General features: G+C 71.8%; 16 protein-coding genes. 10 read left to right on the top strand and 6 right to left on the bottom strand.

The genetic code is table 11. The annotated features are described in order from the left end of the window. Positions 1-362: 362 nt before the first annotated feature. From ACG04Q_RS25100 to ACG04Q_RS25075, 6 genes are all read right to left on the bottom strand, one after another. A complete protein-coding gene (locus tag ACG04Q_RS25100; protein WP_394514553.1) occupies positions 363-1,160 on the bottom strand; it encodes a hypothetical protein in 798 nt (265 codons plus the stop codon). A gap of 25 nt (positions 1,161-1,185) precedes the next feature. Then, on the bottom strand, positions 1,186-1,620 hold the full coding sequence (locus ACG04Q_RS25095; RefSeq protein WP_394514551.1) for a hypothetical protein: 435 nt from the start codon (positions 1,618-1,620) through the stop codon (positions 1,186-1,188). 27 nt (positions 1,621-1,647) lie between these two features. Next, positions 1,648-3,282 carry a tyrosinase family protein gene (locus ACG04Q_RS25090; RefSeq protein ID WP_394514549.1) on the bottom strand — a complete coding sequence of 545 codons (1,635 nt, stop codon included), beginning with the start codon at positions 3,280-3,282 and terminating at the stop codon, positions 1,648-1,650. Positions 3,283-3,370: 88 nt separating this feature from the next. Further along, positions 3,371-4,054 (bottom strand): DJ-1/PfpI family protein, encoded by a 684-nt coding sequence (locus ACG04Q_RS25085; RefSeq protein WP_394514547.1) that lies wholly within the window; start codon positions 4,052-4,054, stop codon positions 3,371-3,373. Between the two features lie 163 nt (positions 4,055-4,217). Then, the gene (locus ACG04Q_RS25080) at positions 4,218-5,228 is read right to left on the bottom strand and encodes an AraC family transcriptional regulator ligand-binding domain-containing protein (RefSeq protein ID WP_394514545.1); all 1,011 of its coding nucleotides are present in this window, start codon (positions 5,226-5,228) and stop codon (positions 4,218-4,220) included. Next, entirely contained in the window at positions 5,225-6,127 is a 903-nt protein-coding gene (locus tag ACG04Q_RS25075) for a GGDEF domain-containing protein (RefSeq protein ID WP_394514542.1), read from the bottom strand. The genes ACG04Q_RS25080 and ACG04Q_RS25075 overlap by 4 nt, the downstream gene beginning before the upstream one ends. A 170-nt stretch (positions 6,128-6,297) precedes the next feature. On the opposite strand from ACG04Q_RS25075, the gene ACG04Q_RS25070 reads away from it, so the two are divergent. From ACG04Q_RS25070 to soxA, 10 genes are all read left to right on the top strand, one after another. Further along, complete coding sequence (locus ACG04Q_RS25070; RefSeq protein WP_394514540.1) at positions 6,298-8,778, top strand: TonB-dependent receptor; 2,481 nt, start codon at positions 6,298-6,300, stop codon at positions 8,776-8,778. Next, positions 8,778-10,343: a phytase gene (locus ACG04Q_RS25065; RefSeq protein WP_394514538.1), complete on the top strand. Its 1,566-nt coding sequence runs from the start codon at positions 8,778-8,780 to the stop codon at positions 10,341-10,343. The genes ACG04Q_RS25070 and ACG04Q_RS25065 overlap by 1 nt, the downstream gene beginning before the upstream one ends. 81 nt (positions 10,344-10,424) lie before the next feature. Next, a complete protein-coding gene (locus ACG04Q_RS25060; protein WP_394514536.1) occupies positions 10,425-10,724 on the top strand; it encodes a hypothetical protein in 300 nt (99 codons plus the stop codon). Between the two features lie 327 nt (positions 10,725-11,051). After that, positions 11,052-11,804: a hypothetical protein gene (locus tag ACG04Q_RS25055; protein WP_394514534.1), complete on the top strand. Its 753-nt coding sequence runs from the start codon at positions 11,052-11,054 to the stop codon at positions 11,802-11,804. Positions 11,805-11,844: 40 nt separating this feature from the next. After that, a complete protein-coding gene (locus ACG04Q_RS25050; RefSeq protein ID WP_394514532.1) occupies positions 11,845-12,339 on the top strand; it encodes a (2Fe-2S)-binding protein in 495 nt (164 codons plus the stop codon). Continuing rightward, positions 12,336-14,489, top strand: a complete 2,154-nt coding sequence (locus tag ACG04Q_RS25045; RefSeq protein WP_394514530.1) for a xanthine dehydrogenase family protein molybdopterin-binding subunit — start codon at positions 12,336-12,338, stop codon at positions 14,487-14,489. Before ACG04Q_RS25050 ends, ACG04Q_RS25045 begins: the two co-directional genes overlap by 4 nt. 166 nt (positions 14,490-14,655) lie before the next feature. After that, complete coding sequence (gene soxX / locus ACG04Q_RS25040) at positions 14,656-15,030, top strand: sulfur oxidation c-type cytochrome SoxX (RefSeq protein WP_394514528.1); 375 nt, start codon at positions 14,656-14,658, stop codon at positions 15,028-15,030. After that, a complete protein-coding gene (locus ACG04Q_RS25035; protein ID WP_394514526.1) occupies positions 15,027-15,446 on the top strand; it encodes a thiosulfate oxidation carrier protein SoxY in 420 nt (139 codons plus the stop codon). The genes soxX and ACG04Q_RS25035 overlap by 4 nt, the downstream gene beginning before the upstream one ends. 79 nt (positions 15,447-15,525) lie before the next feature. Next, on the top strand, positions 15,526-15,849 hold the full coding sequence (locus ACG04Q_RS25030; protein WP_394514523.1) for a thiosulfate oxidation carrier complex protein SoxZ: 324 nt from the start codon (positions 15,526-15,528) through the stop codon (positions 15,847-15,849). Further along, positions 15,846-16,571 carry a sulfur oxidation c-type cytochrome SoxA gene (gene soxA / locus ACG04Q_RS25025; RefSeq protein ID WP_394514521.1) on the top strand — a complete coding sequence of 242 codons (726 nt, stop codon included), beginning with the start codon at positions 15,846-15,848 and terminating at the stop codon, positions 16,569-16,571. Before ACG04Q_RS25030 ends, soxA begins: the two co-directional genes overlap by 4 nt. The last annotated feature ends 56 nt before the right edge of the window (positions 16,572-16,627 follow it).

The raw sequence follows: 16,627 nt of genomic DNA, 5'->3' as shown, positions 1-16,627 counted from the left end.
CTGTGCAGGTCAATGGCTGCATACAGTTCCATGCCGGTCTCCTTCGCGGCTCGCCCGCTTGATCTGGAAACCAAACGGTAGGCCTATGAACGGAGACCGGCCATTGGGGCTAGATGATTCTTCAGGTTTGCTGGCAACTACACATGTCTGCCGGGTGGGGAGGTTGTCGAGGTGCTGGGCGAAGTGAGGACGGCCTTGCCGCGATGGGGAGCCACGCCAGCTTCAGCGCCGCAGGTCGGCGCTTGACCGCGAATCTCACCGCCTGAACGCTCAGCCGAGCACGTTGACACCGAGGTGGCGACCGCCGGGTGCGCCGGCAGGCGGCTCACGACTGGCAGCGCGTGACGCAGAAGTTGTCGGTGTCAATGGCGCATCAAGTGGAGAAGTGCACTGACCCGCGAGTTCAGCGCGTGCAAGCCGAAGCGCCTGGCGACACGCGATCTCGCTGGAACTGGACAGTGCTTCCAGAATCGCACCACAGCATGTTGAACGCGGCGCGCCGCCAGCCGCAGGTGCAAGTACAGCAGCATGCTGGCCAGCATGCTCGCGACCATGCCGTCGGCGGCCCAGGGCATCCTTGCCGCCAAAGCGAGGGCGGCGGCCGCTTCCATGAACGCGCTCATCAGGGCCAGCATCGCGCCGAACTCGACGAGCACCCACGCCACGCGTCGCGCGAGCCCGCCGCCGCGCTCGGCTTGCGTGACCCGCGACTGCGCGCGCCCGCGCTCCAGCACCAGCGTGAACAGCATCGCCGCCGCAGTCCACGGAAACCAACGCAGATGCGCCTCCAGCATCGCGACACCGGCGTATGGCCACTCGCTGTTGGTGCGGCAGATGCTCGCCAGGGCCAGCGGTGAGACGCCGGCCAGGTCGACGGCCATGCCGCAGCCGACCGCGGCCATGCAGGCCACCCAGCTGTCTCCCGCGCACGAGCGATGCCGTGCTGCCGGCAGCGTGAGGCCCGCCAGGCCGCCCACTGCGGCGCACGCCAGGCTACAGATGGTCAGCGGTGTGGCGCCGTGCAGCATGCCGGGCAGCTCTCCCGCGATCAGGCCTAGCAGAGCGAAGCTGAGCGCGCGCCGCGCCACGGCTCCCCGCTCGCGCCGAGCGGGGGCGGCGGCCGCCGCGACCGTGTGCGCTTGCCGCCACGCGGGAACCATGGCCGGGCCGATGCGGCGTTCGCGCTCAGGCGGCGCGGTCTGTCATGACCGCGTACCAGGAGCAGACGACCCCAGCCGGGGCCACACCGCCCGCCCCACTCGCGTGCGGGACGGTCCGGATGATTGACCCGGCCAGCGCCGGGCGCTGTGCGTTGCCGGCGGGCCAGGGCGGGCTGAGGTACCCGACGTAGTCGTAGACCCATTCCTCGCCGCCGACAACACCGCGCCCCTGGAAGCGCACGCTGCAAGGGTTGCCGTACTCGATAGAGCCGTTGAGCCGCAGTTCCCAGCCCGGCCCGTAGATCCGGCCCTTGAAGATCCCCATGGGGGCGTTCTCGATCTCGATGTGGCCGCGACCGAATTCCAGGTCGTTGAAGGCGGTCGCCACGTCGGGGTCGTTCAGGAGACTGCGGTAGGTCCAGAGGCCTGCCAGGCTCCCGGTCTCGGGTGAAAAGCTCATGGGTTCGCTCCTGGTGGGCTGCGGGGTTCAGGCGCGCACGGCGGCAGTGAACTTGAGCTTGGCGGGCAGGGGAGCCAGGCGCCGTCCCGCATGCATAGACAGCAGGTTCACTGTCGCGCCGCCCGGCAACTGCTTTGTGCTGCCGCGGTGCTGGATGGCGATGGTGAACTGCGCCTTGTCGACATCGGCGGCGGGCACGCCGTCCAGCGGGAAATGCGCGATGACCTCGAGATGCGTCAGGCAGTTGGCGCATTTCACGACGTTGCGCCGACTCAGCACCGAGTGGCTGCCGAGGTAGTAGTCGGTGATGGCGCCGGTGTCCGACGTCACCTTGGCGTGGGCACTCACGACGAAGGACCCCTCGAAGAGCGCACGGTCGATGCCGCGCACGGTGAGCTTCCTGCCGGTGGTGTCCGGCGCGGCGACTTGCGTGATCCCGTCATCGAACGAGCCCGGGCCATAGGTGTAGTGCAGCTGCGTCTCGATGTTGGTGCAATCCATCGATGTGCAGATGCTGCCGAACTCGTCCTTGACGAACGGATTGAGCGGCGTGTTCAGGTCCAGCGCCGTGCCCGGCGGGATGCCCGGCGTCGGCCCCTGGGAGTCGCTGGAGTTGGTGCCTGGATAGCCCGGGATGACGCTCAGCTGATCCGTCGCGCCATGCTGCTTCTGCCAGATCCAGAACATCCGGTCGATGTTGCAGTGGTGGAAGAAGAAGATCGGGTCCAGCCCGGCGGTGTTGTTCTCCCCCATGTCGCCGTTGGCGTCGGCGATCTGCCCGGACTCGAACTGCCCGGGCAGATCGAAGCCGCCCACGGAGAGGTGGATGTCGTTGTGCGGCTGCTCGAGCGGGACAACGGTGCCGGGGTGGTCCAGCCCCCATTGCGCGGCCGACGTCGTGTTCGAGAACACGGTGTAGTTGGGCGCCTTCAGGCAGTTGCTGAACATCGCCGCCACGCCGTTGCCGGTGGGGTTCGGATGGGTTGGCGTCGGGTTGCCGCCCTGCAGCCAGGCGACGACGTTCTGGTTCAGCAGCTTGACGTTCTGCTCGGCGTCGGGGAACTGCCGGTTGTGAGCCTCGGTGGCCGCGCGCGCCTCGGGTGTGCCCACGAGGCCCGACAGCGGGTAGCGCACGGTCTCATAGCCGGCCGGCTTCACGTAGACCTGGTTGTCGCCGGGCAGGTCGTCGCTGAGCGCCTGGGGCAGCTTGAACGAGTGCAGCGGGTTCTTGATGACGACGCCGTCCAGCTCGAAGCTCTCCTGCGTCAGCACCCGCGGAATGCCGTTCTTGAGCGCGTCCTCGCTGGTTTCGTCCCAGAACGGAAGCGTGACGTCCGGCACGATGGTCCGCAGCGCCTCCTCGAGCTTGTAGAGGTACATGCGATGCCAGGTCGGGAAGAGCACGTTGCCGTGGTTGCACCAGCCGCCCCAGTAGGTGTAGATGTCTGTGGGAGACAGTGCATCCACGGCGCCGCGGTAGTTGAAGGGCTCGCCGTGGTATCCGCCCAGGATGAAGAACGAGCGCTTGTCGGTGGGCGGAAGTTCCTGGATGCCCTTCCAGGCGCGGATCACATCTTCCAGCGGCTTCCTGTTGCCGCGGTCGTACTCGTTTTGCAGGTCGAGGATGGACCTGCGGACTCTGACAGTCGACGCGTTCGTCATGGAGACTCTCCTTGTTGAGGGAACCAGGGACCGGGGGTGAAGGCTTGCTTGCGGATCGGCAAGCGCCGGCGGCGCGGCGGCCGCATCGCTAGGGCTGCCGTGGGCGATGGACGTCCAGGGGACAGCTGGTGGCGGGCTGGATGACCTGATGGAAAGGCGGTTCCGGGAAGTACTGCGTGTTCATCTGCACCTGCTTGGCGATGGCTTCGCCGGCGAGGATCTCGATGACCTTCAAGGCCTCGTCCAGCCCCGATGAAATGCCGCCGCCGGTGATGCGGTTGCCGTCAACAACCCAGCGCGGGTAGCCCTCGGCGACCTCGATGTCGGGAAACGCCTGGAAGCAGGGGATGAAGGCCCAGTGCGTGGTCGCGCGGAACCCGTCCAGCAGTCCGGCGGCGGCCAGCAGGAAGGCGCCTTCGCAGACAGAGCACACATGCCCCGCGCCCGCACTCTGCTGTTCCAGGAAGTCCAACAGGGCGCCGCCGCGCATCAGCGTGTTCAGCGCGGCGGGATTGCCACCGGGTACCCACAGCAGCTGAGCCTGGCGCTTGCCGTGGCCGTAGTCGCTGAAACGGTGTTGTGGCGTCAGGATCAGGCCGTCCCGCGTCTTGAGCGGGCGCAGGTCCTGGGCCACCAGCGAGATCGTGGCCGCGCGCTCGTGCCAGAGCGTCGCCATCCAGCTGAACATCTCCACCGGCGCGGCGACGTCCATCAGGTCGACGCCCTCGTAGATGGGGATGGCGATGTCGAACGGCGGCGCTGCGGGTGTCATGCGGGGCTCCTGTGGGTCTGCTTCGGACACGGAACATTCGCTGGCGCCGCAGTCCCCGGGATTGATCACCGCAGACGTGGCCCCTGATCGATAAAACGGGGGCCGGCGCCGAAACCCGACATGGCCGCCGACCGGGGCGCCACCGCGGTCGCGGCTGGACTGTTCAGCCCGCTGCCCACGCGCCCGGCGCCAGGCCGGTCCAGCGCTTGAAGGAGCGGCGGAAGTTGGCGCCGTCGAAATAGCCCAGCGCCTGCGCCACCGTGTCGCGCCCCTGGCCGCGCGGGCCCAGCAGGTAGACGGCGACGTGTGCGCGCAGCCGGTCCACCTCGGCCTGGTAGTGCGTGCCGTGGCGGGCCAGCCGGCGCTTGAAGGTGGCCGGGCTCTGGCCGTAGCCGGCGGCCAGCGCCTCCAGGCTGGGCGGCTGGGCCGGGTCGCGCAGCAGGCGGTCGGCCATGTCGGCCAGCAGGCCACGGCGCAGCGCCTGCGGGTCGGCCTGGCGGGCCAGCGCGGCGGCGGCCAGGCCGGGCGCGGCGGGCCAGGCCTGTTGCGCGTCGGCCAGCGGCAGGCGCATCGCATCCACCTGGCAGCCGAAGTGCAGCGCCGTGCCCAGGTGTACCGCGTGCTGGGCGCGGTCGCGCGGCGCGGTGCGGTCGAAGCTGAAGCGCCACGGCAGCCGCCGCCCGGCGCGCCACGCGCACAGGCTGGTGACGGCGCTCATGTGCAGGTCCACGACGAAGCCGCGCAGCCCCGGCGGCAGGCCGCAGGCGTCGGTCCAGACGAGGATGAGCTCATCGTCGTCCACCAGCAGCCGCGGCGTCAGCAGCGGCGTGAGCCGGCCGGCATGCCGGGTGAGGCCCTGCAGCATGTCGACGAGGCTGCCGGCCTGCAGCAGCGCCTGGCTGGCCAGGCCGTAGTGGCCGGGCAGCAGCAGCTGGCCCAGCGCGAAGGCGCTGTCGGCGCCGGCCTCGCGCAGCGGCGCCAGCAGCGCCAGCAGTTCGCGCGGCGAGATCAGCGGCTGCGCCGGCCAGGCCAGCGGCACGCCGCGGTGGTGTGCGAACTCGGCCAGCAGCGCGGCGTGGTCGGTGGCAGGCAGGCAGGCGGTGTCGAGCTCGTAGGGCGGCAGGCCGGCGGTGTCGGCCGGGCGCAGCATCGCGAGCTGGGCGGGCAGCGTCATAGCGCTTGCAGCAGGTCCAGCAGCAGATGTTCGGGCGGCTGCGTGCCGGTGGTGGCGCGCAGCGCGGCCTGCACCGGCAGGCGTTGGCGCCGGCCGTCGGGGCCGTTGAAGCTCAGTGCGGCCAGCGCGGCCGTCAGCTCGCCGGCCAGGCGCTCGCCGTCGGCGGTGCTGCAGCCGGGCAGCAGCACGACGAAGCGGTCGCCGGCGTAGCGGCACAGCAGGTCGGCGGGGCGCAGGTTCAGCAGCAGGGTCAGGCTGGCGGCTTCCAGCGCATGGTCGGCGCCGCGCAGGCCCTGCTCGCGGGCCAGCGTGCCGAAGCCGGCCAGGCCCAGCATCAGCACGCAGCCGGGCCGGTCCAGCGCGCGTTCGAGCTGGATCTGCTGGGCCATGTAGCCGGCATCGGCCAGCTGCGTGACGCGGTCTACGGCGCGGTGGTCGCGCAGGAAGCGCTCGCGCTGCGCGAGCTGCCGGCCCAGCACGCGCTGCTCCTGGCGCCAGTGGTGCAGGCCCACGGTCAGCAGCAGCATGCCCACGGGGGTCAGGCCTTCCAGCGCGTTGTCCCACAGCATGGCCTTGGGCAGGCGCCAGACCTCGTCCAGCGCGTCCACCCACTCGCCCACCAGCATGGCCGCCAGGCCCAGCACCAGCCAGGTCGTCACGCGGCCGGCGGGGCGGCTGCCGCGCACGTACACCAGCCACACGCCCACCATCAGCGCCATGCCGCCTTCGCTGACGACGTCGGTCCAGTGCCACTGCGCCACGGGCTTGAGCTCGCCCAGCGTCGCGAAGGCGAGCGCGAGGCCGGCCAGCAGCAGCACCAGCAGCGGGTAGAACAGTTCGCGGGCCAGCAGCCGCAGGGGCTGGCCGGTGAGCGGGGCGGGCAGGGCGAGGCGGGTCATGCGGCCATCGTATGAACGGCGTGTGACAGCGTTGGGAAGCAGCGGCGGGGGAGTCGGATCGGCTCACCGCCGGTGCCGCCGCTGCGCCAACCGGCTTTTGTGACGGTCATTTCAAACGGGCGCCATGGCGGCTCGCGAGCATCGCGGCCATTCCCCATCAGGCCTCCGCCATGCATCACTTACACCTTCCCCGCCCCAGCCTGCTGGCCCTGTCGCTGGGCCTGGCCTTCTCGGCCCAGGCGCAAACGCAGACGACAGCACCTCAGCAGCTGGACACCATCGTCATCACCGGCCAGCGCGCCAGCCTGCAGTCCGCGCTGGACAAGCAGCGCGCCGCGCAGGGCGTGCTCAGCGTCGTGCATGCCGACGGCATCGGCCAGCTGCCCGACGACAACGCCGCCGAGGCGCTGGCCCGCCTGCCGGGCGTGACCGTGGAGCGCGACCAGGGCGAGGGCCGCTTCGTGCGCGTGCGCGGCCTGGGGTCGGACTACAACACCGTCAGCATCAACGGCGCCACCGTGCCGGCCTCCGAGGCCGGTCGCCGCGCGCCGGGGCTGGACGTGGTGCCGGCCGGGCTGATCCGCTCGCTCGAAGTGAACAAGACGCTGACGCCCGACGTCGACGCCAGCAGCCTGGGCGGCAGCGTGCGCGTCAACACGCTGACGGCCTTCGACGTGAAAGGCCGGCTGCTGAGTGCGGAGCTGGGCGCCAACCACGACACCAACCTGGGCCGCACCCGCCCACGCGCCGGCCTGACGTTTGCCGACCGCTTTGCCGACGGCACGCTAGGCCTGGCCGTGGCGCTGTCCAGCGACCAGCGCCGCTTCGCCAGCGACAACGTCGAGACCGGCGGCGCGTGGGACGCGGGCAAGCTGGCCTCGTTCGAACTGCGCCGCTACACCATCCTGCGCTCGCGCGTCGGCGCCGCGGCCAGCCTGGACTGGCGGCCCGCGGCCGGCCGGCAGCTCTACCTGCGCGGCTTCAGCAGCCGCTTCACGGACGAGGAGACGCGCCAGTCGATGAAGGTCGCGTTCTCCGCGCCGCAGGCGGCCGGCAGCACGGGCGGCGGCACGGTGTCGCGCGGGCTCAAGGACCGCCGCGAGGTGGCCCGCACCAGCTCGCTGGCGCTGGGCGGCGAGCTGGACGTGGCCGGCTGGCAGGCCAGTGCCGAGACCGGCGTCGGCCGCGCCGGGGAGAGCACGCCCAGCGCGCTGTCGTCGTCGGCCTTCGACGCCAAGTTCACGGGCCTGGGCTTCACCGACGGCGAGCGCCCCGTGCTGCAAGGCCCGGCCACGCTGCAGGACGCCACGCTCTACAAGCTCAACAACTTCAAGATCGGCGACAGCGAGGCGCGTGACCGCGTCGAGCACCTGAAGCTGGACGTGAAGCGCGGCGTCGAGCTGGGCGGTGGCGACGAGCTGGAATTCAAGCTGGGCGCCAAGGCCACGCGTCGCCACAAGGACAACCAGCAGGAAACCTGGAAGCTCAAGGGCAAGACCATCGGCACGCCGACGTTCTCGGCCATCTCCGGCAATGACGTCGTGGACTACCCGTGGAGCGCCATCGGCCCGGCCGGCGACGCCGTCAAGGCGCGCGCGCTGTGGCAGGGCGTGGACCTGGCCGGCTCGCGCGACGCGGCCGACTCGGTCACCGGCGACTTCGACATCAAGGAAGACGTGGACGCCGCCTACGCCCAGGCCACCTGGGAGCGCGGCGGCCTGCAGCTGCTGGGCGGCGTGCGTGTGGAGCGCATCGGCTTCCACGCCCGCGGCATGGCGCTGAAGGACGGCGCGCCGTCGCCCGTGGCCGTGGACACGCGCAGCACGCACTGGCTGCCGGCGCTGCTGCTGCGCCAGGACCTGGGCGGCCAGCTGCTGGCGCGCGCCGCGTTCACGAACTCGCTGGTGCGGCCCAGCTTCGAGCAGCTGTCGCCCGGCATGGTGGTGGACGGCGACGAGGCCGAGTTGGGCAACCCGCGCCTGAGGCCGCTGCGCTCGCGCAACCTGGATGTCGGCATCGAGCAGGGGCTGGGCCGCGACGGCACGCTGTCGGCCTATGTCTTCGCCAAGCGCATTCGCGATTTCGCCTTCCAGACCGACCTGGCCGGCAGCGCCGGCTGGGAGAGCTTCGGCCAGGTCAACACCTTTGCCAACGGCAGCAGCGCCAAGCTGCACGGCGTGGAGCTGGCCTACGCGCAGGCGCTGCGCAGCCTGCCGGCACCGTTCAACGGTCTCATCGTCGGCGCCAACGCCACGTTCGTGAGCTCCAAGGCCCGCGTCGGCGGTTATGACGGCGGCGTGTGGAAGAGCCGCGAGATCAGCCTGCCCAGCCAGTCGGACCGCAGCTTCAACCTCAGCCTGGGCTGGGAGGGCCACGGCGTCAACACGAGGCTGGCGCTGAACCAGCAGTCGTCCTATCTGATCGAGGTGGGCAGCGTGTTCGACCCCGCCCACGACCTGCGCGTGGACGGCCAGAAGCGGCTGGACTTCTCGTTCAAATACGCGGTCAGCAAGCAGCTGGAGATCGCCGTCGACGCCGCCAACCTGACCAACCAGGCCTACTACGTCTACCAGGCCACGCCGGCGCAGAACGCGCAGTACGAGCGGTACGGCCGCAGCGTCAAGCTGGGCCTGAAGTGGAGCCTGAACTGATGCGCGGCCTGTTGCTGACCCTGGCCCTCGCGGCGGCCGCCGCCGGCGCGCATGCCGAGCGCTTTGCGCTGGCCAAGACCGCGCTGGAGCTGCACGACGACGCCGGCCGCACGCTGGCGCGGCATGCCATCCGCGCCAAGCACATGGACCAGCGCGCCGACGATGGCGTGTTTGCCGTGCTGCAGGACGCCGACAGCGGCCAGATCCAGCTGTGGCGCGCCGACGGCGGCAAGCTCGCGCGCATGGCCGCCTGGCCCGCGCCGGCGGTGGACGTCGCGCAGCTGTGCCTCTACCGCGACCCGCAAGGGCTGCTGCAGCTGTTCCTGCTCGGCAAGGAAGGGCTGTCGGAGCAATGGCTGATCCGCGCTGACCAGGCCTTGCCGGTGCAGCGCCTCGCGACGCCGCTGGACCCCAGCGCCTGCCGCGTGCGCGACACCGAGGGCCTGCTGTACGTGGCCGAGCCGGACGTGGGGCTGTGGGCGCTGTCCGCCAACGCCGAGCGCGTGAGCCGCCGCCTGCTGCTGGCCGATGCCGCCTCGGGCGGCAAGGCGCTGACTGCGCGGCTGGACGCCTGGCTGGCGGAGCACCCGGCGGCTGCGCCGGCAGCACGGCCCGCTGTCGTGTTGCCCACCGGCCAGACGCAGCCGGTGCGCGAGGCCGGCGACGCGGCCGACGACCCGGCCATCTGGGTGCACCCGGGGCAGGGCGCGCGCAGCCTCATCCTGGCCACCGACAAGAAGCGCGGCCTGGCCGTCTACGGCCTGGACGGCCGCGAGCGCCAGTTCCTGCCGGTGGGCCGCATCAACAACGTGGACCTGCGGCAAGGCCTGATCTACGGCGGGCGCAAGCTGGACCTCGCCGTCGCCACGCAGCGCGACGAGGCCGGGTTGGTGCTGTTCGCCGTCTCGCCGGCCGGCCAGGTCAGCGAGCTGGCGCGGTTGAAGACGACGCTGGACGACATCTACGGCCTCTGCGTGGGCCGCAACGCCGACGGCGGGCTGGACGTCTTCCCCAACGACAAGGACGGCCGCGTGCAGCAGCTGCGCCTGCGGCTGGCCGGCAAGGCCTGGCGTGTCGACGCGGTGGACGAGTTCCGCCTCGCCAGCCAGCCCGAGGGCTGCGTCGTCGACGAGGCGAATCGGGCGCTGTTCGTCGGCGAGGAGAAGCGCGGCATCTGGCGCCGCGACCTGGCCACGCCGGGCAGCGCGCCGCAGCTGGTCATCGAGGCCGGCCCGGGTCTGACGCCCGACGTCGAAGGCCTGGCCATCCACCCGGGCCGCGGCTGGCTGGTGGTGTCGTCGCAGGGCAGCGACTCCTACGCCGTCTACGACATCAAGCCGCCGTTCGCGCAGCGCGGCACGTTTGCCATCGGCACCAACGCGGCGCTGGGCATCGACGGCGTGTCGGAGACCGACGGGCTGGACCTGACGCCGGCCAACCTCGGCGGGCCATACGCGCAGGGCGTGCTCGTCGTGCAGGACGGCCACAAGCGCCTGCCGCACGGGCCGCAGAACTTCAAGCTGGTGCCCTGGAGCGCCGTGGAGAAGGTGGTGCCGGCGCGCTGACCGGCGGCGCGGCCCGGCACCGCGGGTGAGGAACCTGCCCGGCCGGGCCGCTGTCGCGGTGCAGGCTTCTAAGATGCCCGCATGACCCGCTTGCTGTCCACCAACGTCCTGCCCCTGCTGATCTGCGCCGCGCTGGGCGCCTGCGCCTCGCCCCACTGGGTCAACCCCAAGACCCCGAGTGCCGACCTGCAGGCCGACCTGGCGGCCTGCGAGAAGGACGTGATGCGCACGGCGCGTCTGGAGCAGCGCATGACGTTGCCCGGCGGCTGCGCCGGCGCGCACTGCGCGGCCCAGGAGGAGCAGCAGCGCCTGCAGGCCACGGCCGGCGCCGTGGCGGCGCAGAAGCGCTGCATGGCGCAACGCGGCTGGCGCCAGGACTAGGGCCTGTTAGCACGACGGGAGCAGGCCGCGTTGAGGCCAAAAAGCCCGCGAGCAAGGCGAAAACCGCAGCCGGGTTGGACACCCGGCGAGGATTTGCAACGCCGCGCGCGGGCTTTTTGGTCTCAACCCGAAGGGAAGGCCCGCCGCCAGGGACCACTCTGCGTTGCACCGCTTGCCCGCATATCAATGCGGGCTGTGCGCTGCGCCTTGATTGGCCCCTGGCGGCGGGCCTTCGCGGCCTACTCCCGTCGTGTTAACAGGCCCTAGGGGCTTGCCGCGGCGCATGCGCCGACGCAGCATCTGTGCTCCTTCGCCCAGGAGCCTGCCATGCGCCTTGCCTGCTTCACCCTGTTCGCCGCGCTTGCCTGCCCGGCCCAGGCCGTCATCCTCGACGCGTCGCCCAACAAGGTCTTCACCCGCGCCAGCGCCGAGGCGGCCTTCACGGGTGCCGCCAGCCTGACCGACAGCGATGCGCACACCGCCGTCATCGAGACGCCCGGCGTGGCCGGTGGCGCCGCGGCCAGCGTGACGCTGCTGCCGTTCTCCGGCGCGCCCAAGGACCAGGCCAGCGGCAGCCTGGCCATCAGCTTCCTCGGCGGTGCCGGCAGCGCGGCGGACAGCTTCAGCTTCACGTTCACCGGCACGGTCAGCGCGGTGTCGGCGCTGGCGGCGGCGGCCGACCCGGCCTCGGCGCGCGTGACGCTGCAAGGCCTGATGCTGTTCTACCTGGACCCGGCCTACACCGGCCTGCCGGCCGGCACGCTGCTCGGCACCTTGCACGCCGACGGGCTGCGCGCCGCGTCGGCCTACGAGAGCTTCTCGCTGACGCTGGCCGACACGACGGCCGGTACCAGCACGCTGCTGCTGCCCGGCGGCACCGGGCACGACCTGGCGCTGCGGGTGGGCCACGGCTATGCATTGACGGCCAGCTACACGATGGACGTGCCGCACGGCGTGGACCCGGACTTCACGCTGGCGCTGACCGGCACGGCGGCGCTGCAGCCCGTGCCGGAGCCGAATGCCGCATGGCTGGCGCTGGCGGGGCTGGCCTGGCTGGCAGCCCGGCGCCGACCCTGCTAGTCTGCCGCCCGCCACGGTTGGCGGAACGGGAGCAGCGGGCATGGCGGAGTTGACGGTCAACGGCAAGCGGTTGCAGTACGAGGCGGAGGCCGACACGCCGCTGCTGTGGGTGCTGCGGGAGCAGCTCAGCCTCACGGGCACCAAGTACGGCTGCGGCGTTGCGCAGTGCGGCGCCTGCACGGTGCATATCGACGGTGAGGCCATGCGCAGCTGCGTGATGCCCGCGTCGGCGCTGACGCCGGCGCAGAAGATCACCACCATCGAGGGCCTGTCCCCCAACGCCAGCCACCCGCTGCAGAAGGCCTGGGACGCGCTGGACGTGCCCCAGTGCGGCTTCTGCCAGAGCGGCATGCTGATGGCCGCGGCGGCGCTGCTGAAGGCCAAGCCCAAGCCGACCGACGCCGACATCGACGCGGCCATGACCAACATCTGCCGCTGCGGCACCTACAACCGCGTGCGTGCCGCCATCCACCTGGCGGCCGGCCAGGTGACGCGCAAACAGATCCCCATCGTCATCGACGGAGGCCAGGCATGAGCGCGACGCTGAATCGACGCGATTTCCTCAGCGCCACCTCGGCCGTTGCCGGCGGGCTGATGGTGGGCTTCCACGTGCCAGGTCTTGCCCAGGCCGGCGCGGCCGCGCCCGAGCTGAACGCCTGGGTGCAGGTGCTGCCGGACGAGACCACCGTCATCCGCATCGCCCGCTCGGAGATGGGGCAGGGCACGCTGACCGGCCTGGCCCAGCTCGTCGCCGAGGAGCTGGAGTGCGACTGGGCCAGGGTGAAGACCGAGTACCCCACGCCGGGCCAGAACCTCGCGCGCAACCGCGCCTGGGGCAGCATGAGCACCGGCGGCAGCCGCGGCGTGCGCGAGTCGCACGAGTACGTGCGCAAGGGCGGCGCGCTGGCGCGGGCGCTGCTGATCCAGGCCGCGGCCAACCGGTGGAACGTGTCGGTCGTGGAATGCAAGACGGCCTCGGGCTGGGTGCTGCATGCCGGCAAGAAGCTCAGCTACGGCTCGCTGGCCGCCGAGGCCGCCAAGCTCGCCGCGCCGGCCGACATCCAGCTCAAGCCCGCCAAGGACTGGACGCTGGCCGGCAAGCCCGTCAAACGGCTGGACACGCGCGCCAAGCTGGACGGCTCGCAGGTCTACGGCATGGACCTGCAGCTGCCCGGCATGCTGAACGCGGCCATCAAGGACTGCCCGGTGTTTGGCGGCAAGCTCAAGAGCTTCGATGCCGCGGCCATCGAGGGCCGGCCGGGCGTGAAGAAGGTCGTCAAGGTCGGCGATTCGGCCGTGGCCGTCGTGGCCGACACCTGGTGGAGCGCCAAGATGGCGCTGGAGGCGCTGCCCATCGTCTGGGACGAGGGCGTCAACGTGTCGCAGAACAGCGCCGACACCGCCGCCACGCTGAAGGCCGGGCTGGACGCGGACACTGCCGCCGTCGGCAGCAGCCAGGGCGACGTGAAGGGCGCGCTGGCCGGCGCGGCGCGCAGGGTCGAGGCCGTCTACAGCTACCCGCACCAGAACCACGCGACGATGGAGGTGATGAACGCGACGGCCAAGTGGACACCCGAGCGCTGCGAGGTCTGGACGCCGACGCAGAACGGCGAGGCCGCGCTGGCCGCGGCGTCCGAGGCGTCCGGCCTTCCGCCGGCGGCCTGCGAGGTCTACAAGCTGCACCTGGGCGGCGGCTTCGGCCGGCGCGGCGCGGTGCATGACTGGGTGCGCCAGGCCGTGGCCATCGCGAAGGAGCTGCCCGGCACGCCGGTCAAGCTGATCTGGAGCCGCGAGGAGGACATGACGCACGGCCGCTACCACCCCGTCACACAGTGCAAGCTGACGGCGGGGCTGGACGAGGCCGGCAAGCTCACCGCGCTGCACATGCGCATCTCGGGTCAGAGCATCGTCGCGGGCATCTTTCCGCAGAACATCCGCGATGGCAAAGACCCGGCCGTGTTCCAGGGCCTGAACGCCGGCGGCGCCGAGGGCGCGCTGGGCTATGCGGTGCCGCACCTGCTCATCGACCACGCGATGCGCAACCCGACGGTGCCGCCGGGCTTCTGGCGCGGCGTGAACCTGAACCAGAACGCGGTCTACCTGGAGTGCTTCATCGACGAGGTGGCCCACGCCGCCAAGCGCGACCCGCTGGCGTTGCGCCGCGAGCTGCTGGCCGGCTCGCCCAAACACCTGGCCGTGCTGAACGCAGTGGCGGCCAAGGCCGGCTGGGGCAAGCCCCGCGCGAAGGGGCGGCACCTGGGCCTGGCGCAGATCATGGGCTTCGGCAGCTATGTCGCGGCCTGCGCCGAGGTGTCGGTGAGCAAAAAGGGCGAGCTCAAGATCCACCGCATCGTCGCCGCCACCGACCCCGGCCATGCCGTCAACCCGCAGCAGATCGCCGCGCAGGTGGAGGGCAGCTTCGTCTACGGGCTGTCGGCCGCGCTGTTCGGCGAGATCACGGTGAAGGACGGCCGCGTCGAGCAGCAGAACTTCAACACCTACCCGGTGCTGAAGATGGAGCACATGCCGGCGGTCGAGACCCTCGTCATGCCGTCCGGCGGCTTCTGGGGCGGCGTGGGCGAGCCCACCATCGCGGTGGCGGCGCCGGCCGTGCTGAACGCGATCTTCGCGGCGACGGGCAAGCGCATCCGCGACCTGCCGCTGAGCAAGCACAGCCTCGTGTGATGTGTTGGCCCCTCGCCCAGCCTGACCTCGCTGAACGCGGGTCTGTCCGGTCGATCCCCCGAGGGGATGGCGATGCTTGCCGGCTCGACCGGCAAGCACATCGCCAGACGGGCCGGCTTGGGGCGGCCCGGCGCTCGGCCCGCGCTTCAAAGACTCACGGCCGGTGATGAGGGCGTTCCTGCTTGCCTGTCTGATGGTGGCGTGCTCCCGCGCTGAGTCGGGGGACATCGAGCGCGGCCGCGCGCTGGTGGCCGACCGCACGCAGAGCCTGTGCCTGCTGTGCCATGCGCTGACCGCCGCCGGCGACCCCAACCACGGCAACCTGGCGCCGCCGCTGGATGCGGCCGCCGCGCGGTTGTCTGCGCCGGCGCTGCGGGAGCGCATCGCCGACATGCGCCGCTTCAACCCGGCCACCGTGATGCCGCCGTTCCGCTCGACCGACGGCCTGCGCGACGTGGCGCCGGCCTGGGCCGGCCGGCCGGCGCTGACCGAGCAGCAACTGGACGACCTCGTGGCCTACCTGGGCACGCTGTCGAAATGAAGCGGCGCGAGTTCACGCTCGCCGCGTCGGCGCTCGCGCTGCTGCCCACCGCGCAGGCCAGCGATGACGCGATGCGCGCCGCCATCCGTGCCTGGGCCGGGCGAGACCCCGCGCCCGGCGCGCTGCAGATCGACATCGCCGCGCTGGTGGAGAACGGCAACGCGGTGCCGGTGCGCGTCGCCGCGGCCGAGCCGGTGGTGGGGCTGGCGCTGTTCACGCCGCTGAACCCGGAGCCCGATGTCGTGCACGTCGCGTTTGGCGCGGCCGCCGTGGCAGCCGTGAGGCCCGAGTTCAGCACCCGCATGCGGCTGGCGCGCAGCCAGCGCGTCGTGGCCGTGGCCAAGGCGGCGGACGGCCGCTGCTGGCAGGCGGGCGTGGACGTCGTCGTCACGCTCGCGGCCTGCGTGGAACCCTGATCATGAAGCCCCCACGCTCGCTTCGCTCACGCCCCCCCGAGGGGGTGCCAGCGCCCTTGGGGCGGCCCGGCGGCCGCTGATGGCGACCCGCGCCGTCATCACGCTGCCGCCCGCCATCAAGGCCGGCGAGCCCTTCGAGGTGCGCGCCACGGTGGCCCACGCGATGGAGACCGGCTACCGCACCGGCGACGACGGCGCGCGCCTGCCGCGCGATCTCGTGCGCCGCTTCGAGTGCCGGCTGGACGGCGAACTCGTCGTTGGCGTGGACCTGTTCGCCGCCGTGTCGGCCAACCCCTACCTCGCGTTCTGGATGCAGGCGACCAAGGCCGGCGAGCTGAGCTTCGTCTGGCGCGGCGACCAGGGCTTCGAGCACCGCGAGGTGCGCCCGCTGACGTTGGCATGAAGCGCGCCTGGCTGCTGCTGCTCGTGGCGTGCATGGCGCACGCCGACGACCGCCGCTCGGGGCGCGACACGATGAGCTCCGCGCTGCGTGCGCTGCAGGCCGACGACGCGCAGCACCCCGCCCAGCTGGCGGTGGCGCTGGGCCGCGAGCTGTGGGGGCAGGGCGCGCGTTCCTGCGCCAGCTGCCACGGCGAGCCGCAGACGCTGCGCGGCGCCGCCACGCGCTACCCGGCGTTCGACGAGGGCCTGCTGGACCTGCCCGGCCGCATCCAGCGCTGCCGCGTGCGCCACCAGCAGCAGCCCGCGTGGGCGCCCGAGGCCGAGCCGCTGCTGGCGCTGACGGCGCTGGTGTCGCAGCAGTCACGCGGCCTGCCACTGGCGCCGCCCCGCGGCCCCGAGCTGGACCGCGCCGCCGCGCAGGGCCAGCGCCTGTACTCGACGCGCATCGGTGCGCTGAACCTGTCCTGCACGCAATGCCACGACGAGCGCGCCGGGCTGCGGCTGGGCGGCAGCCTGATCCCGCAGGGGCATGTCGACGACTACCCGGTCTTCCGGCTGGAGTGGCAGTCACTCGGCAGCCTGCAGCGCCGCCTGCGCGGCTGCTTCAGCGGCGTGCGTGCCCAGGTGCCGGCGTGGGACGGCGAGGCGCTGATGGCGCTGCAGGTCTACCTGTCGCGCCGCTCCGCCGGGCTGGTGATGCAGCCGCCGGGCGTCAGGCCCTAAGCTCGGGGCCGACAAGACCTGGGAGGGCCTATGCGACTGCGCGGATGCTGGTGGTT

It is taken from the genome of Pelomonas lactea, assembly GCF_043555885.1.
GTDB lineage: Bacteria > Pseudomonadota > Gammaproteobacteria > Burkholderiales > Burkholderiaceae_C > Pelomonas > Pelomonas lactea.
Note: the sequence above shows the minus strand (reverse complement) of the source record. Positions and strands in the feature narration are given on the sequence as shown.